A 16,350-nucleotide genomic window follows, 5' to 3' on the forward strand; every position below is an offset into this window, starting at 1 on the left:
TAATTTTACTAATTTATTCTTAAGGTTTAAGATGAACAAATTTAGAAATTTTCCACCCATAAACACACTCATAAACGATGAAAACTTGGCTAGCTACCCTTTGTATTTAAGATCTCATTTTGCAAAAATAGTTGTTTCAAATTGTAAAAAAGAACTAAGTAAAGATGAAAATTTAAATTTTAGCTTGCAAGATTTGCTAAGTAAAATTGCTCAAAGTATTGATGAGTTTTTAAACATGCAAAGTCAAAGTTTGATCAATGCTACTGGAGTTATCATTCATACTAATCTTGGTCGTAGTATTATTGATGAGAGTATTTTTGAAAGAACTAAAGAAATCATCTGTTCTTATTCAAATTTAGAGTTTAACATGCAAAGTGGCAAAAGAGGCTCAAGGTATGACGCACTTAGTGCGAATTTAAAAATATTATTTGATTGTGAAGATTGCTTAGTTGTTAATAATAACGCCTCGGCTGTATTTTTGATCTTAAACACCTTAGCAAAAAATGAAGAAGTTATTACTTCAAGAAGTGAGTTAGTTGAGATTGGGGGAAATTTTAGAATTCCTGAAGTTATGCTAGCAGCTGGAGTTAAACTAAAAGAAATAGGCACGACTAATAAAACTCATTTATATGATTATGAAAAAGCTATCAATGAAAATACTAAGATGATTTTAAAAACCCATCGTTCTAATTTTGCTTTTAAAGGATTTTTTGAAGAGGTAAGTTTAGGTGAAATTCATGCTTTGGCAAAAAAGAAAAAACTCATATCTTATTATGATTTGGGTGCTGGCTGGTGTGAAAAGATTAATAAACAACTTAGTAAAAACGAGCCGAGTGTGAAAGAGCTTTTAAAACATTGTGATATTTTAAGTTTTAGCGGTGATAAACTTTTTGGCTCTACTCAAGCAGGCATTATACTTGGAAAGAAAAAATACATTCAACAATTAAAGAAAAATCAACTTCTAAGAATGCTAAGGGTTGATAAAATCACTCTAGCTTTTTTAAATGAAACTGCCAAAGCTTACTTAGAAAAAGAATATGAAAAAATCCCCACACTAAAACTTTTAAATGATGATTTAAAAACCATAGAAAAAAAAGCACTCTTTGTCAAAGAAAAAATTCCTATAAAATGTGAGTTAAAAGCTTCTAAAAGTTTAGTAGGTGGTGGCTCTATGCCTGATAAAAGCTTAGATACTTTTGTGTTAAGTTTTGATGAGAAAGCTTTGCTTTTACAAGAAAAATTTAGAAAAAAAGGCGTAATCGGCCGTGTTGAAAATGGGCATTTTGTGCTAGATTTTAGAAGTATTTTAGAAAAAGATTTAAACAAAATAATAAGCATTATTAAAGAGGTATTTCATGCATAGTATCATCATAGGCACTGCTGGGCATATTGATCATGGTAAAACTTCGCTTATTAAAGCTTTAAATGGTTTTGAAGGCGATGATTTAAAAGAAGAGCAAGAAAAAGGCATTACGATTAATCTTAGCTTTTCAAATTTAAAAAGTGAAAATTTAAATATTGCTTTTATCGATGTGCCTGGGCATGAAAGTTTAATTAAAACTATGATAAGTGGTGCTTTTGGCTTTAGGGTATGTATGTTTGTCATAGATATAAACGAGGGTTTAAAGGCTCAAAGTATAGAGCATTTAAGGGTTTTGGAATTTTTAGGCGTAAAAGATGTAGTGCTTATTTTGAGTAAGGTTGATTTATGCAAGGATTTAGTACAAAAGCAAGCAGAGCTTTTAAAAGAATTAAAAGCCTTTAAAATCAATATCTTAAAAGTTTTTCCAACTAGCATTTATGATGAGCAAAGTATATTAAATTTAAAAAACTATCTACTTAGTTTAAAGCCTAAAGAAAATGATGAAAATTTGATTTTTAGATACTACATTGATAGGGTTTTTTCTCTAAAAGGTATAGGAACGGTAGTAACAGGGAGTTTAAATGAAGGAAAAATAAGCAAAAATGAAAAAATATTTTGCCTTGAAAATCAAAAAGATATCATTGTAAAAAACATACAAATTCATGAAGAAAATGTTTTAGAAGCAAAAGCTTATAATAGGGTTGCTTTGAGTTTAAATTGTGATTATCATGAGTTAAAAAAAGGCTATATATTAAGTAAAAAAGGTGTTTTTAAAAGCTTTAAAAGTATCGATGGGGTTGTTTTTAGTACAGAGATTAAACACGGGAGTATTTTAGAATTTTGCAGTGGCTCAAAAAAGCTTAATGCAAAAATTAGTGTAATCAAAGAATTTGAAGATAAAACTTATATTAGCTTAGAGTTTGATAAAAACTTACCTTTGTGCTTTGATGATAAATTCATCTTGCTTGAAAATGGGCGTATTAAAAGCGGTGGTGTAGTTCTTAATGCGGTAAGTGAGCCTTTAAAAAAAGATATAAAAGCTAAGTATTTAGCACTTTTAGAACAAAAAGATTTTAAAAAAGTATTTGAGTTTTTAAAACAAACTCACAAACTTGGCTTTGGATTACTTTCAAGCTATCAACGCTTTAAACTCACTCATGAGCAAGCCCTAAACCTAGCAAAAAGCTTAAATCATGTTTTTGTCGATGAGCAAGCTTTAAATGTATATGATTTAAATGCTATACAAACTTTGAAAGAATTTATTGATTTTATTTTCTCTAAAAATCCTTATGCTTTAATCTCGCCTCATTCTATCGCCTTAAGGCTTAGCTGGGCAAGTGAGAGCTTTTGCGCTTATACACTCAAGCAAATGCAAGAAAAATTAGATTTTAAAGATGGCATATGGTTTTTAAAAGGACAAGATTTTGAAAAATTACAAGAAAAGGCTCATTGCGAGCTTTATGAAATTTTAAAAAAAGAAGGTATAAAACCTACTGCACCTTACAATCTTTATGAATATTTAGAGCTTGATAGGAAAAATGGAGATCTTATCTTAAAAAAACTCACCAAAGAAAACAAAGTCAAAAGATTAGCACATAATCTTTTTATAGAAAAAAATACTCTTGAAAATCTCATGCAAGAGTTTTTAAAACTTTTGCAAAATCATCATTTAGATGTAGCTTTTGTTAAAAATCATTTTCAAATTTCAAGAAAATATGCCATAGCTTATTTAGAATATCTTGATAAAAACTATCCTCAAGTTAAAAAAATAGAGGAAAAAAGAATATTAAAAATCTAAGTGTTAAAGATTACATTTTATAATGTGCAAAAATTTTAAAACAAAGGAAAATGATGAAAAAATCTTTAGCTCTCTTAACCCTTGCTAGCTCTTTATTTGCTGCAAGCAATGAAGAAATTATTAATTTTTTTAAGAAAAATCCAAATTTATCAAATGCAAACATTAGTGTTTCTAGTAGAGAAAAAATTCCTGATACTAACTTTGAAGCTGTGATAGTTAATTTTGAAATTAGTGGTAAAAATTTCCAAGAAATCGTTTTCACTCAAGATAATATCATCACAACTGAAGTAATTGATGTAAAAAAAGGTGAATTTTACTCTCAAGTTTATCAAGCAAAACTCATGGAAAAACAACAAGCTGAATTTTCAAAAAAAGCTCTAGTTGAACTTAAAAAAGAAAAAATGTTTATTTCTTTAGGCGATAAAAACAAACCTTTACTTTATGTTTTTAGCGATCCTGAATGTCCATATTGTAGAATGCATTTAGATAAAATAGAAGAAACACTAAAAACTCATCAAGTGAAATTTATCTTAACCCCTATCCATGATACTAGTGCTTTTGAAAAATCTGCATTAATTTACAAAGAAAGTAAAAATGCTAAAGATGATGCGCAAAAAATCGCTATCATGAAAAAATATTATGATAAAAATTTAAAAGATTATAAAAAACCTAGTGAAGCTGAGGTTAAAGCAGTAAGAGAAACTTTCGCAAAATACTCTAAACTTGGTCTTCGTGCTGTGCCAACTATAATCGATGCTCAAAAATAATTTTTTCTTGCTTGTGTTTGCACTATTTTTAAGTGCTTGCACAGGCCCTATGCAAACTTTTATCCAAACAAATAATGAAGGTATTTTCCTGCATGCTAATAAAAATCAAAGTTTTTCTTTACACATCAATAATCCTTCAAAATTAAACACAAATTTAGAAGCTAAGCTCGCTCAAAAATTACAAAATTTAGGCTTAGTTTTAAATAATGTTCAAAGTGATTATAAAATTTATATCAATATAGTAGATTTTAAGAAATTTTCTTACGCGCAAAGATTACGCGCTTCTAATGCGAGATTTTTTTATAATGACTTTGATAAAATAGATGATGTTTTTGAAATGGAAGTAGAAAATTACTATCTTTTACAAGTTAATTTACAAATTAGCTCCAAAAACTCTACTCAAAGCACCTCGCTTTTAGCAAGAACTGCTTATCTTGGCAATATAGACAGAGCCAAAGAGTCTTTAGAAGAAAAAATCGCTAATCAAATAACAAGCTTTTTTTATATACACTAAAGATGGCATTTAAGCCATCTTTTTAAATATAACCATGATCAATCATCGCATCAGCTACTTTTTTAAAGCCTGCTATGTTTGAACCTACTACTAAATTTCCTTCATGATTATAAGCTTTTGCACACTCGTATGAATTTTCAAAAATATTTTTCATAATCTTATGTAATTTTGCATCAACTTCCTCAAAGCCCCATTGACACATACTTGCATTTTGTTGCATTTCAAGTTGAGAAGTCGCTACACCACCTGCATTAGCAGCCTTAGCTGGCGCAAATAAAAAGTCTTTTTGATTTAACATAAAATCGATCGCTTCAAGTGTGCTTGGCATATTAGCTCCCTCTGCTACCATACGACAACCATTGTGATATAAGGTTTTAATATCTTCTAAATTTAATTCATTTTGCGTAGCACTTGGAAAAGCTATATCACAAGGTATACTCCATACTCCATTACAACCTTGTTTATACGCACTTTTTGGAGTAAAAATAGCACCTTTTTTAAGCATTGCATAATCACTCACTCTAGCTCTTTTTACTTCCTTAATTTCTTTTAATAAATCTAAATCTATCCCATCTTTATCATAAACAAATCCATCGCTATCGCTTATTGTGATTGCTTTTGCACCAAGTTGATGTAATTTTTCTATGGTATAAATTGCCACATTTCCACTACCTGAAACTGCACACTCTTTTCCTTCTAATGCATTATTATATTTTGCTAGCATTTCTTGAGTAAAATACACACAGCCATACCCTGTTGCTTCTGTTCTTACTAAACTTCCACCCCATGGAATTTTCTTTCCCGTTAAAGTTCCATCAAAATTAGAGCTAATTTTCTTATAAGCTCCAAACATATATCCAATTTCTCTAGCACCAACCCCTATATCGCCTGCTGGCACATCAGTGCTTGCACCTATGATTTTTGAAAGCTCGGCCATAAAAGCTTGACAAAAACGCATAATTTCTGCTTCGCTTTTACCTTTAGGGTCAAAATTTGCTCCTCCTTTAGCTCCCCCTATCATTAAACCTGTTAGAGAGTTTTTGAAAATTTGTTCAAAACCTAAAAATTTCAAAACATCTAAATCTACACTAGGATGAAATCTGATCCCACCTTTATAAGGTCCTAAACTAGAATTAAACTGCACTCTATAACCAAAATGCGTTTGAGCTTTACCTGCGTCATCAATATATACTACTCTAAAAATAGTCGTTTTTTCAGGCATAACAATACGCTCTAATATAGCATGATCTTGATAAGTTTTGTTAGATTCAAGTAAAGGTTCTAAAGAATTTAACACTTCAGTTGCTGCTTGAAAAAAGATAGGTTGTCTTGGGGAAGTTGCTTGAATTTTTTCTAAGGTTTCATTGATATATTGTTTAGCTATACTCATAAATTGTCCTTTTTATAGTATCTTGCTGTTTGCATTGGCTAAAAATTTTTTTAGCGCCTTTTGCTCCTTTGTTCCTATTTTGTAGTAAATTAGCTTTAAATATGCACTAATTTCTTTTTGAGAAAGATTTCTTGACTTAGAATAATCTAGCAAAATATATTGTGGAATGAAAATTTTACTTTTTGTGAAATTTTTCATCATTTTTTTATAAATAGAAAAATTTTTAATACAAGAAAATCGAGCAAAAACAAAAGGTAGTTTTGTCTTTTCATACCATAATTCGCATAAATCAATATAATCTTTTGGATTTTGCAAATAAAGTTTTAAAGCCTTATCACCGATGATAACCTCCCCTTTTTGCTTTAAAACTTTTGCAAGAGCATTAGAAGTTGCAGAGCTTGCATCTTCTTTGCTTTCAGATTGTTTTTTCACTAAAACGCTTTTTACCTTTTTGCTTGCGCAAATCCCCACATTTAAGGTTTTGTATTTTTTTCTACGACTTTCAACACTTGAGATAATCGCTGCATCAATGCGTCTAAAATACAAATGGCGATTTAGCTTACTAGGAACCCCTTTTTTGTATTCTGTAGTTTGCTTAACATAGCTAGGAAAAGCTGATTTTTTAAGATAGATATGTAAAGGGAGTAAATTAAGATAATCTATCTTACCAAAAATCATCTCGACCTTTCTATGATTAAGTAAAAATATCCTATTAAAAAATATCTTAAATATAAATTAATTTTATTAAAAATACTAGTAATATCAAATTTATATAATTTAAAAAGAAAAAAAGTAACATTTAAAACATATTTTTTAAATGATTTTTAAAAAATATGTTTTTATAACTCATATAAACAATAAAAAATAGATAAAATTAAGTTTTATAATAAAAAATTATTTTAAATAAAACTTAATTTATAAAAAATTATTTTAAACTATCAAAATATCTCTGATAATCAAAATTATTTATCAAAGCTACTCCATCTTCAACCGCAGCTTTTGCTACCGCAGCACTAACTACAGCTTTTACTCTGCTATCAAATGGTTTTGGTATCACATAATCTCTACCAAAACTAAGCTCTTCTACTCCATAAGCTTGTTTTACCTCATCAGTTACTTCAAGCTTAGCTAAATCAGCCAAAGCTTTTGCGGCTGCTATTTTCATATTTTCAGTAATTTTAGTTGCCTTTACATCTAAAGCTCCTCTAAAGATAAAAGGAAAACCTAAAACATTATTAATTTGATTTGGATAATCACTTCTACCTGTTCCAACTATAGCATCGTTTCTAACTCTTTTAACATCTTCTGGCATTACTTCAGGTACAGGATTAGCTAATGCAAAAATCACGGGATCTTTTGCCATACTTAAAATCATCTCATCATCTAAAATCTTAGGTGCACTCAAACCCAAAAATACATCAGCACCTTTTAAAGCTTCTCTTAAAGTGCTATCTTTGGTATCGCTTACAAATTCTAGTTTATATTTATTTAAATCATCTCTTTGAGTATTAATTACACCTTTACTATCTACTAAAACGATATTTTTAACCCCTAAATTTCTATACATTCTAGCACTTGCAATACCTGCTGCACCTGCACCACTTACCACTACTTTAATATCTTCAAATTTTTTACCACTAATTTCCATAGCATTCATTAATCCTGCTGTAGAAATGATCGCGGTTCCATGTTGGTCATCATGCATTACAGGAATTCCAAGATCTTGCAAAGCAGCTTCTATTTCAAAACATTTTGGTGCTGAAATATCTTCTAAATTAATCCCTCCAAAAGTAGGCGCTATAGCTTTACAAAAAGTAACAATTTCATCTATACTATGAGCATTAATTTCTAAATCATAAGCATTAACATTAGCAAATTTTTTAAACAAACAAGCCTTTCCTTCCATAACAGGTTTGCTTGCACTCGCTCCTATATTACCAAGTCCCAAAACCGCACTACCATCGCTTACTATAGCAACTAAATTAGCTTTATTAGTGTATTTATAAGCTAAAGTTTCATCTTTTGCTATCTCAATACAAGGTTCAGCAACCCCAGGAGAATACGCCAAAGATAAATCATGTGCACTATCCATAGGCTTTCTAGCAACAATATCTACTTTACCACCTAAGTGATATTCTAAAGCCTCTTCTTTTAAATTCATTATTTTTCCTTCATATAATTTAGTAAATTTTTTATCCTAAGTTTAGCCTTTTGCACTCCTAAAAATTCCAATACTTCAAATATACTAGGACTAACCGAGTTTCCTGTGAGTGCAATGCGTATAGCTTGAGCTAGATCTTTTAACTTAAGATTATTTTCTTCTAAGAATTGATTAGTTAATTCTTCAAATTCACAAGCATTTTTTTGCTCATTTAAAACCATAGCGTATTTTTCCAAATAAGTTAAATTTGTAACATTGAGAAATTTATCTACAGCCTTTTGATCATATTCTTTTGGGTCATTTAGTAACACTTTAGCCCCGCTAATAATATCATGCAAAGTTTTAGCTCTCTCTCTTAACATATCTAGCAAAAAGCCTGCTTTTTCATACTGACTTAAATCAAAACCTAAATCTTTTAATTGTCTATTGATTTCTTCAAAAGGTAAAGTTTTAATATAATGAGCATTAAGCCATTCTAATTTTTTAAAATTATAGCAAGAAGCACTTTTGTTAATATGATTTGGATCAAAAAGCTCTTGCATACTTTCTAAAGAAAAAATTTCATCATCGCCATGACTCCAACCAAGACGCACTAAGAAATTAAGCAAGGCTTGAGGTAAAATCCCCATATTTTTATATTCCATCACATCAGTTGCTCCATGACGCTTAGAAAGTTTCTTACCATCTTCACCATGTATCATAGCTACATGATAAAATTTAGGTATTTTAAAGCCTAGTGCTTCATAAAGGACAATTTGTTTTGGAGTATTTGATAAATGATCATCTCCTCTTATAACATCACTCACACCCATTAGTGCATCATCAATTACAACGGTTAAATTATAAATTGGGCTACCATCGCTTCTTGCAATTACAAAATCATCTAAGATATCTTCAGCCTTAAAACTAACCTCGCCTTTAATGCCATCTATAAATTTAATCTCTCCACTTTGTGGTGCTTTTATACGCACCACAGGCTCAATACCACTTGGCGGAATTCCTTTAAAATCTCTATATCTACCATCATATTTTGGACGCTCTTTAGCTGCTTCTTGCTTAGCTCTTAACTCATCAAGCTCTTCTTTACTCATATAACAATAATAAGCCTTGCCCTCATCTAATAATTTTTGAATGTATTTTTTATAAATATCAAATCTTTGAGATTGATACTCAATCGTCCCATCATAATCAAGCCCACACCATTTAAATGCTTCTATAATAGCTTGCGTAGCTTCTTGTGAATTTCTTTTTAAATCCGTATCTTCAATACGCAATAAAAATTTACCCTTATTTTTTCTTGCATAAAGATAATTATATAAAGCTGTTCTAAGCCCTCCTATGTGCAAATATCCTGTTGGAGAAGGAGCAAAACGCGTTGTGATTTCTTGCATATTTTTACCTTTTTTAAATTTTTATTGTTATAATGCTATATTTACACTTAAATAAAGGTTTTATATGAGAAAATTTTTAATATCTTGTTGTTTTGCTGCAAATATTTTATATGCTCAAACCCTTGGTGGTGTAGCAATGGTAGTAGAAAATCAACCTATTACTCTTTATGATATAGAACAAACTATGAAAGAATTAAAAACTAATGACAAACAAAAAGCTATAGCATTTTTAGTAGATGATAAAGTCCAACAAAGTGAAGCTAAAAAGCTAGGAATTTATGTAAGCACTTTTGAACTTAATGAAAAATTAGGCCAAATAGCAAAAGGCAATAAAACTGACATTAATGGTTTGCAAGCAAAGATAGAAAAAGATGGTTTAAGTTTTGAAGTTTTTAAAAACAAAGTTAGAAAAGATCTTGAAAGAGAAAAACTTTATAGAAGCATAATGCAAAATGCAAAAATCAATATTGATGATGAAACACTAAAACATTTTTATGAAAGCAATCTTGATAAATTTAGCACTTTTTCAAATATAGACTTAGTTGTTTATAATTCTACCAATCCTGAACTTTTACAACAGCTTGCACAAAATCCTATGTATAAAAATTCTCAAATTAAATCAAAAGCCATTAGTTTAAACGCAGCTAGTTTAGATCCAAGATTACTTGCTTTGTTAAATAATACAAAAATAGGAGAATTTACTCCAGTGTTAAATGGCGAAAATGCTTATATAGTGTATTTTGTAAAAGAAAAATATGGTAAAAATCCTATCGAATTTGATTTAATCAAAGATCAAGTTAGCAATGTCTATACCCTAACTCAAAAAGAACAAGCCTTAAAAAATCATCTTGATAAAATAAGAGCAAATGCTCATATAGAAGAATTAAGATAGGTTAAAACCTATCTTCAATTAATGCCTTGAAAGATAATTTGTATCATAATTATTATTGATAAAATCTGCATTATCCATCATTGCTAAATGAAAATCTTTGGTTGTTTTTATCCCACCTACGATAAGCTCTTGCAAGGCTATTTTCATTTTAGCTATAGCTGTGTTTCTATCTTCTCCCCAAACGACTAATTTTCCAATCATAGAATCATAATATGGAGGCACACTATAATCTTGATAACAATGGCTTTCCATTCTTACATTGCGTCCTGCAGGAGCTACATATTTTGTGATTTTACCTGGGCAAGGTAAGAAAGTTTTAGAATCTTCAGCAGTAATTCTACATTCTATAGAATGACCTTTAAGTTTAATTTCTTCTTGTTTTGGCAAAGGATACCCTTCTGCTACTTTAATCATAAGCTCGATAATATCTACCCCGCTTACCATCTCACTCACACAATGCTCAACCTGCAAACGCGTATTCATCTCGATAAAATAAAAATCTAAATTTTTATCCACTAAAAACTCAAAAGTTCCCGCACCCTCATAATCAATAGCCTTAGCAGCTTTAACTGCTGTTTCATGAAGTCTTGCTCTTGTTTTTTCATCTAGTAAAATTGCAGGAGATTCTTCTATAAGTTTTTGATGGCGTCTTTGCATAGAGCAATCTCTCTCGCCCAAATGTATCACATTTCCGAAGCTATCTCCTATGATTTGTACTTCTATATGGCGTGGGTTTTGGATATATTTTTCCATATACATAGTTCCATCACCAAAAGCACTCATCGCTTCACTTTCTGCTGACCAGTAAGCTTTTTCTAAATCTTTTTCATCTTCAACTACACGCATACCACGGCCGCCACCACCTGCTGCTGCCTTTAAAATCACAGGATAGCCTATTTCTTTAGCAAGTTTTTTTGCTGCTTCAACCCCACCTAAAGCCCCATCGCTTCCTGGGATTACAGGCACACCTGCTCTTTGCATTACTTGTTTTGCTTTACTTTTATCACTCATTAGTGCCATAGCAGCTACTGAAGGGCCTATGAATTTGATATTATGTTTTGCACAAATTTCAACAAAATTTTGATTTTCACTTAAAAATCCATATCCTGGAAAAATCGCATCCGCTTCACTAATTTCAGCTGCACTAATAATAGCTGGGATATTTAAATAGCTTTCTGAACTTCTAGCATTTCCTATGCAAATACTCGCATCAGCATATTTTAAATACAAAGCATCTTTATCTGCAGTAGAATACACACAAATTGCTTTTTTTCCCATTTCTTTTACAGTTCTTAAAGCTCTTAATGCAATTTCTCCACGATTTGCTATTAAAACTTTTTTAATTTCCATTTTATAATTTCTCCACCACAAATAAAGGCATACCAAATTCTACAGGCTGACCATCTGCAACTAATACTTCTACTATCCTACAATCATATTCAGCTTCGATTTCATTCATAATTTTCATCGCTTCAATAATTGCTATAGTACTTCCTTTTTTGATAGTTTGTCCTACTTTAGCAAAAGGTGCTGCACCTGGGCTTGGAGCTTGATAAAAAGTACCTACCATAGGGCTATTGATGGTCGGTTTATTAGAAGAGTTTGAGCTTGCTTTGGTTTCATTAACTACATTTACATTAATTGGCTGTGGAGCTGGAGCAACAGGAGCTGGAGCTGGTAATTCACAACACATATCTCTTTCAAGTTCTATTTCAAATCCATCTTGTTCTTTTATTTTAATCTTGCTTATATTTGCTTCTGCAAAAAGTTGCATTAGTTCTTTGATTTCTTCTTTTGTCATATATTCTCCTTAATTTATAAGACTTAATTTATAATTATATATAAAAATACTAAAAATAACTTCAATTATTTATTTTTTACTTTTATTTTAAGATATAATTTAAAAATTCACTTTAATTATAAAGGACAAAAATGGGCTTAAAAGCAGATAATTGGATCAAAAAAATGGCATTAGAGCACAATATGATAGAGCCATTTTGTGAAGCAAATATAGGTAAAGGTATAGTTAGTTATGGGCTTTCAAGCTATGGATATGATATAAGAGTTGGAAGAGAATTTAAGATTTTCACTAATGTAAATTCCACCGTTGTAGATCCTAAAAATTTTGTAGAAGAAAATGTAGTAGATTTTGTAGGCGATGTATGTATAGTACCTGCAAATTCTTTCGCGCTTGCAAGAACAGTTGAGTATTTTAAAATGCCAAATGATGTTTTGGCTATTTGTCTTGGTAAAAGCACTTATGCAAGATGTGGCATTATAGTAAATGTAACTCCTTTTGAGCCAGGTTTTGAAGGACATATCACTATAGAAATTTCAAACACAACCCCACTACCTGCTAAAATTTATGCTAATGAGGGTATAGCTCAAGTTTTATTTTTACAAGGAGATGAACCTTGTGATGTAACATATGCTGATAAGAAGGGTAAATACCAAGCTCAAACAGGTATAACTTTACCAAGAATTTTAAAATAATTTTATTTTCAACCGATATAAAAACTTAGTCAAGTAATAGGAAAATATATATGTTTAATGGAAAAAGCATTTTAATCACCGGTGGCACAGGAAGTTTTGGAAAAACTTATACTAAAACTTTACTTCAAAAATACAAACCTAAAAAAATCATTATCTATTCACGCGATGAACTCAAGCAATTTGAAATGGCAAGAAAATTTAACGATGATTGCATGCGTTATTTTATAGGTGATGTAAGAGATAAAGAAAGATTAAGCATAGCAATGAAAGATGTTGATTTTGTCATTCATGCAGCTGCTATGAAACATGTGCCAATTGCAGAATATAATCCAATGGAATGTATAAAAACTAATATCCATGGAGCACAAAATGTAATCGATGCGTGTTTGGAAAATAATGTAGAAAAATGTATCGCTCTTTCAACCGATAAAGCATGCAATCCTATTAATTTATACGGAGCTACAAAGCTTGCAAGTGATAAGCTTTTTGTAGCAGCAAATAACATAGCAGGAAATTCTCATACTAAATTTAGCGTTACAAGATATGGTAATGTAGTAGGTTCAAGAGGATCTGTCATACCATTTTTTAAAAAACTCATCAATGAAGGCGCTAAAGAACTTCCTATCACAGATGAGAGAATGACAAGATTTTGGATATCCTTAGAAGATGGGGTTAATTTCGTGCTGAATAATTTTGCCTATATGCATGGAGGGGAAATTTTCGTACCAAAAATTCCTTCTATGAAAATCGTTGATTTAGCTAAAACTATGGCTCCTAATTTAGCTCATAAAATCATAGGTATAAGAGCAGGTGAAAAACTACATGAAATTATGATTTCAAGTGATGATAGTCATTTAACTTATGAATTTGAAAATTATTATGCTATTAGTCCAAGTATTCAATTTAATAACACTAATGTTGATTTTAGTATAAATGCAAAAGGACAAAAGGGTAAAAAAGTTTCTAATGGCTTTTCTTATAGCTCTGATAATAATCCATCATGGATTAGCCAAGAAGAGCTTTTAAATATAATAAATCATACAGAGCTTGAAAAATGATAACTTATTCTCATCAAAATATTGACGAACAAGACATACAAGTAGTTTGTGAGGCTTTAAAAGATGATTTTTTAACCGGTGGAAAAAAGGTTGAAGAATTTGAACAAGCCCTTTGTGAATATGTAGGTGTAAAATATGCTTGCGTGCTAAATTCAGCTACTTCTGCTTTACACCTTGCATATTTATCTTTAAATGTAAAAGATAAAATTGTCTTAACAACCCCCATTACCTTTGCTGCAACTGCAAATGCAGCTTTAATGGCAGGTGCTAGGGTTGAGTTTATAGATGTAAAAAGCGATGGAAATATTGATGAGAAAAAACTTGCTTTAAGATTAAGCCAAGATAGCTCTAATATAGGAGCAATTTGCGTGGTTGATTTTGCGGGAAATAGTGTAGAGATGGATGAAATCCTAGCCTTAGCTAAACAACACAACATCCCACTAATTGATGATGCAAGTCATGCTCTAGGTGCTATTTATAAAGATCAAAAAGTAGGTTCTATGGGGGATTTGAGCATATTTTCTTTTCATCCGGTTAAACCTATCACAACCTTTGAAGGTGGTGCGGTTGTTAGCAATGATGAGGAATTAATCTCAAAAATCAAGCTTTTAAGAAGTCATGGTATAGTCAAAAAAAGGCTTTGGGATAGTGATATGATTGAACTAGGCTATAATTATCGTTTAAGTGATGTAGCTTGTGCTTTAGGTATAAATCAACTAAAAAAACTTGATAATATGCTAGAAAAAAGAGAAATCATCACAAGTTTTTACGATAAAGAATTTGAAAAAAATCCTTATTTTAGCACTATAAAAATCAAAGATTATAAAAAAAGCTCAAGACATTTATATCCTATTTTGCTTTTTCCTGAGTTTTATTACCAAAAAGAGATTATTTTTGAAAAATTATTAAATTTGGGCATAGGTGTACAAGTGCATTATAAGCCTACTTATGAGTTTAGTTATTATAAAAACTTATATGGAAATTTATTCTTAGAAAATGCGGATAATTTTTATAAAGCTGAACTTAGCATACCTGCTCATCAAGAAATGAATTTAAAAGAAGCACAATTTATTAAAGATAGTTTATTTAAGATTTTAGAAGAAACTAAAAAGGCTTGTTGTGAGTAAAAGTATGTATGAGCTAGTTTGTGAGCTTTTTCCTATATGCAGAAGTATTACCGGGAAAGGCTTTAGACAAAGCTTAAAAATACTTGATGAAGCTATGGGGGGGGGTATATTAAAAATTCACTCTATAGCAAGCGGGAGTAAAGTATTTGATTGGGAAGTACCTGCTGAATGGGAAATAAACGATGCTTATATCATCACTCCAAATGGAGAAAAAATTTGTGATTTTAAGCAAAATAATCTTCATGTGTTAAACTATAGCACAGGCATAGACACAGAGCTTGATCTAGCAAGCTTACAAGAGCATCTTTACTCTATAGAAGAAATGCCTGGTGCCATACCTTATGTGACAAGCTATTATAAAAGGCGTTGGGGGTTTTGTATAAAACATGAAGATAGAGTTAAACTAAAAGAAGGAAAATATAAAGTTTTCATAGATGCAAAGCACCATGAAAATGGAGTTTTAAACTATGCTGATTTACTCATACCTAGCACGCAAGAAACAAAAGATGAAATTTTAATTTCCACTTATCTTTGTCATCCATCTATGGCAAATAACGAGTTAAGTGGTCCTGTGGTAGCTACATTTTTAGCTAAATGGCTTTTAGAACTTAAAGAGAGAAAATATAATTATCGTTTTGTTTTTATTCCTGAAACCATAGGGAGTATAGTTTATCTTAGTAAATATTTAAAGCATTTGCAAAAACATACCAAAGCAGGTTTTGTACTCTCTTGCATAGGTGATGATAATGCTTACTCACTCATTCACACTCCAAGTGAAAATACCCTAGCAGATAAAGTAGCTTTACATACCTTAAAAGAAAAAAATAATTTTAAAGAATTTAGCTTTTTAGATAGAGGAAGTGATGAGAGACAATACTGCTCTCCTTTGGTAAATTTACCCGTAGTTTGTGTATGTAGAACTAGATTTGGTGATTATAAAGAATACCACACTAGCAAAGATGATTTAAATTTCATCAGTGAAGAAGGCTTACAAGGTGGCTTAAAAGCCATGCAAGAAATCATTATGAATTTAGAGGTTAATGAAATTTATCAAAATACCGTATTTTGTGAACCAAATTTAGGCAAAAGAGACTTATATATAGACCATTGCAAAAGAGAAGGAAGAGTTGAAAATATACTTAGTTTCTTAGCATTTTGTGATGATAAAAACGATGTTTTAGATATAGCCTCAAAGCTAAATATACAGGCTTATGAATTAAAAGATTTAATAGAAAGATTAAAATTTCATAAACTAATAAAATGAAATATTTCTTAGAATACAATGATAAAAAATACTCTAATGTAGATTTAATAGAAGCTTTTAAAAAACTTAGTATCAAAAAAAGGCGATATTTTGTGTGTGCATACTGAACTTTTTAATTTTGGCACACCCTTG

The 16,350-nt window shown here is 30.5% G+C and carries 15 protein-coding genes and 1 pseudogene; 10 read left to right on the forward strand and 6 right to left on the reverse strand.

Going from position 1 to position 16,350, the window contains the following annotated elements:
* Positions 1–31 precede the first annotated feature (31 nt).
* From selA to CAMP5063_RS04305, 4 genes are read left to right on the forward strand one after another with little or no spacing between them, the layout of a single operon-like run.
* Entirely contained in the window at positions 32–1,363 is a 1,332-nt protein-coding gene (gene selA / locus CAMP5063_RS04290; protein ID WP_337194877.1) for an L-seryl-tRNA(Sec) selenium transferase, read from the forward strand.
* Entirely contained in the window at positions 1,356–3,161 is a 1,806-nt protein-coding gene (gene selB, locus CAMP5063_RS04295; RefSeq protein ID WP_337194878.1) for a selenocysteine-specific translation elongation factor, read from the forward strand. Before selA ends, selB begins: the two co-directional genes overlap by 8 nt.
* A 53-nt stretch (positions 3,162–3,214) precedes the next feature.
* The gene (locus CAMP5063_RS04300) at positions 3,215–3,928 is read left to right on the forward strand and encodes a thioredoxin fold domain-containing protein (protein ID WP_220566922.1); all 714 of its coding nucleotides are present in this window, start codon (positions 3,215–3,217) and stop codon (positions 3,926–3,928) included.
* Positions 3,915–4,442, forward strand: a complete 528-nt coding sequence (locus CAMP5063_RS04305; RefSeq protein ID WP_133319770.1) for a hypothetical protein — start codon at positions 3,915–3,917, stop codon at positions 4,440–4,442. Before CAMP5063_RS04300 ends, CAMP5063_RS04305 begins: the two co-directional genes overlap by 14 nt.
* 22 nt (positions 4,443–4,464) lie before the next feature.
* Here the strand turns inward: CAMP5063_RS04305 and gdhA are convergent, their stop codons facing one another.
* The 4 genes from gdhA to gltX form a co-directional block, all read right to left on the reverse strand.
* The gene (gene gdhA, locus CAMP5063_RS04310) at positions 4,465–5,832 is read right to left on the reverse strand and encodes an NADP-specific glutamate dehydrogenase (protein WP_263659262.1); all 1,368 of its coding nucleotides are present in this window, start codon (positions 5,830–5,832) and stop codon (positions 4,465–4,467) included.
* 12 nt (positions 5,833–5,844) lie between these two features.
* Positions 5,845–6,510: an MqnA/MqnD/SBP family protein gene (locus CAMP5063_RS04315; RefSeq protein WP_133319772.1), complete on the reverse strand. Its 666-nt coding sequence runs from the start codon at positions 6,508–6,510 to the stop codon at positions 5,845–5,847.
* Positions 6,511–6,757: 247 nt separating this feature from the next.
* Positions 6,758–7,993, reverse strand: a complete 1,236-nt coding sequence (locus CAMP5063_RS04320; protein WP_133319773.1) for a malic enzyme-like NAD(P)-binding protein — start codon at positions 7,991–7,993, stop codon at positions 6,758–6,760.
* On the reverse strand, positions 7,993–9,384 hold the full coding sequence (gltX, locus tag CAMP5063_RS04325; protein WP_263666364.1) for a glutamate--tRNA ligase: 1,392 nt from the start codon (positions 9,382–9,384) through the stop codon (positions 7,993–7,995). Before gltX ends, CAMP5063_RS04320 begins: the two co-directional genes overlap by 1 nt.
* A 64-nt stretch (positions 9,385–9,448) precedes the next feature.
* Here gltX and CAMP5063_RS04330 point away from each other — a divergent pair, with 64 nt between their 5' ends.
* Positions 9,449–10,276 carry a peptidylprolyl isomerase gene (locus CAMP5063_RS04330; protein ID WP_337194879.1) on the forward strand — a complete coding sequence of 276 codons (828 nt, stop codon included), beginning with the start codon at positions 9,449–9,451 and terminating at the stop codon, positions 10,274–10,276.
* Positions 10,277–10,294: 18 nt separating this feature from the next.
* On the opposite strand, the gene CAMP5063_RS04335 is transcribed toward CAMP5063_RS04330, so the two are convergent.
* Both CAMP5063_RS04335 and accB read right to left on the reverse strand, forming a co-directional pair.
* Positions 10,295–11,626 carry an acetyl-CoA carboxylase biotin carboxylase subunit gene (locus CAMP5063_RS04335; RefSeq protein ID WP_039619123.1) on the reverse strand — a complete coding sequence of 444 codons (1,332 nt, stop codon included), beginning with the start codon at positions 11,624–11,626 and terminating at the stop codon, positions 10,295–10,297.
* A 1-nt stretch (position 11,627) separates the two neighbouring features.
* A complete protein-coding gene (gene accB, locus CAMP5063_RS04340; protein WP_214135144.1) occupies positions 11,628–12,077 on the reverse strand; it encodes an acetyl-CoA carboxylase biotin carboxyl carrier protein in 450 nt (149 codons plus the stop codon).
* 131 nt (positions 12,078–12,208) lie between these two features.
* Between accB and dcd the strand changes: the two genes are divergently transcribed.
* The 5 genes and pseudogenes from dcd to CAMP5063_RS04365 all read left to right on the forward strand — a co-directional run.
* A complete protein-coding gene (dcd, locus tag CAMP5063_RS04345; RefSeq protein WP_012661997.1) occupies positions 12,209–12,769 on the forward strand; it encodes a dCTP deaminase in 561 nt (186 codons plus the stop codon).
* A gap of 50 nt (positions 12,770–12,819) precedes the next feature.
* Positions 12,820–13,827, forward strand: a complete 1,008-nt coding sequence (gene pseB, locus CAMP5063_RS04350; RefSeq protein ID WP_258108148.1) for a UDP-N-acetylglucosamine 4,6-dehydratase (inverting) — start codon at positions 12,820–12,822, stop codon at positions 13,825–13,827.
* Positions 13,824–14,954 (forward strand): UDP-4-amino-4,6-dideoxy-N-acetyl-beta-L-altrosamine transaminase, encoded by a 1,131-nt coding sequence (pseC, locus tag CAMP5063_RS04355; RefSeq protein WP_337194880.1) that lies wholly within the window; start codon positions 13,824–13,826, stop codon positions 14,952–14,954. The genes pseB and pseC overlap by 4 nt, the downstream gene beginning before the upstream one ends.
* Before the next feature lie 4 nt (positions 14,955–14,958).
* A complete protein-coding gene (locus tag CAMP5063_RS04360) occupies positions 14,959–16,218 on the forward strand; it encodes a DUF4910 domain-containing protein (RefSeq protein ID WP_337194881.1) in 1,260 nt (419 codons plus the stop codon).
* Positions 16,215–16,350 (forward strand): annotated as a pseudogene (locus CAMP5063_RS04365) (acetyltransferase); the annotation flags it as partial. The gene CAMP5063_RS04360 and the pseudogene CAMP5063_RS04365, both read left to right, overlap by 4 nt.

The sequence above is a fragment of the Campylobacter sp. RM5063 genome, assembly GCF_024723655.1.
In the GTDB taxonomy this organism is placed as follows: Bacteria; Campylobacterota; Campylobacteria; order Campylobacterales; family Campylobacteraceae; genus Campylobacter_D; species Campylobacter_D lari_D.

Coding starts and splice junctions, on each gene's coding strand:
- CAMP5063_RS04320 (WP_133319773.1), bottom strand. CDS start 7,993: ATGAATTTAAAAGAAGAGGCTTTAGAATATCACTTAGGTGGTAAAGTA.
- accB (WP_214135144.1), bottom strand. CDS start 12,077: ATGACAAAAGAAGAAATCAAAGAACTAATGCAACTTTTTGCAGAAGCA.
- CAMP5063_RS04300 (WP_220566922.1), top strand. CDS start 3,215: ATGAAAAAATCTTTAGCTCTCTTAACCCTTGCTAGCTCTTTATTTGCT.
- CAMP5063_RS04335 (WP_039619123.1), bottom strand. CDS start 11,626: ATGGAAATTAAAAAAGTTTTAATAGCAAATCGTGGAGAAATTGCATTA.
- gdhA (WP_263659262.1), bottom strand. CDS start 5,832: ATGAGTATAGCTAAACAATATATCAATGAAACCTTAGAAAAAATTCAA.
- dcd (WP_012661997.1), top strand. CDS start 12,209: ATGGGCTTAAAAGCAGATAATTGGATCAAAAAAATGGCATTAGAGCAC.
- selB (WP_337194878.1), top strand. CDS start 1,356: ATGCATAGTATCATCATAGGCACTGCTGGGCATATTGATCATGGTAAA.
- gltX (WP_263666364.1), bottom strand. CDS start 9,384: ATGCAAGAAATCACAACGCGTTTTGCTCCTTCTCCAACAGGATATTTG.
- CAMP5063_RS04305 (WP_133319770.1), top strand. CDS start 3,915: ATGCTCAAAAATAATTTTTTCTTGCTTGTGTTTGCACTATTTTTAAGT.
- CAMP5063_RS04330 (WP_337194879.1), top strand. CDS start 9,449: ATGAGAAAATTTTTAATATCTTGTTGTTTTGCTGCAAATATTTTATAT.
- pseB (WP_258108148.1), top strand. CDS start 12,820: ATGTTTAATGGAAAAAGCATTTTAATCACCGGTGGCACAGGAAGTTTT.
- CAMP5063_RS04360 (WP_337194881.1), top strand. CDS start 14,959: ATGTATGAGCTAGTTTGTGAGCTTTTTCCTATATGCAGAAGTATTACC.
- CAMP5063_RS04315 (WP_133319772.1), bottom strand. CDS start 6,510: ATGATTTTTGGTAAGATAGATTATCTTAATTTACTCCCTTTACATATC.
- selA (WP_337194877.1), top strand. CDS start 32: ATGAACAAATTTAGAAATTTTCCACCCATAAACACACTCATAAACGAT.
- pseC (WP_337194880.1), top strand. CDS start 13,824: ATGATAACTTATTCTCATCAAAATATTGACGAACAAGACATACAAGTA.